Here is a 495-nt window from a genome sequence, read left to right as displayed (position 1 = left end):
CGGCAGCGGCCTCGCCGAGCCGCTGACCGTCGCGCTGAACGGGCTGATCAAGAACGGCCGCTACCAGCAGGTACTCGACCGCTGGAACCTCGCGTCCGAAGCGATCGACCAGTCGCGCACGAATCCGCCCGGGCTGCCGAAAAGCTGAGCGCCCGCAACCGTCCATCCACGCTCACGCAGGAACGCCGCTCACCATGTCTTATTCGCTTTCGTTGCTGGACAAGAGTCCGATCGCCGACGGCGCGAACGCCGCCGACGCACTGCGCTTCACCACCACGCTCGCGCGCCGCGCCGAACAGCTCGGCTACGCGCGCTTCTGGGTCGCCGAACATCACGGCACGCCGGGGTTCGCCAGTTCGGCACCGGAGATCGTCGTCGCGCACCTGCTCGCGCACACGTCGCGCATCCGCATCGGCTCGGGCGGCGTGATGCTGCAGCACTACAGCCCGTTCAAGGTCGCGGAAACATTCAAGCTGCTGGCCGCGCTCGCGCCGG

1 protein-coding gene and 1 pseudogene are annotated in these 495 nt (G+C 68.5%); both read left to right on the top strand.

The annotated features are described in order from the left end of the window. Positions 1-148, top strand: a pseudogene (locus tag A9Z05_RS36610) (ABC transporter substrate-binding protein); the annotation flags it as partial. Between the two features lie 46 nt (positions 149-194). Continuing rightward, on the top strand, positions 195-495 hold a 301-nt coding region (locus A9Z05_RS30215), incomplete at its 3' end, for an LLM class flavin-dependent oxidoreductase (RefSeq protein ID WP_141723514.1).

The sequence above is a fragment of the Burkholderia sp. A2 genome (assembly GCF_001729305.1).
Lineage (GTDB): Bacteria > Pseudomonadota > Gammaproteobacteria > Burkholderiales > Burkholderiaceae > Burkholderia > Burkholderia sola.
Note: the sequence above shows the minus strand (reverse complement) of the source record. Positions and strands in the feature narration are given on the sequence as shown.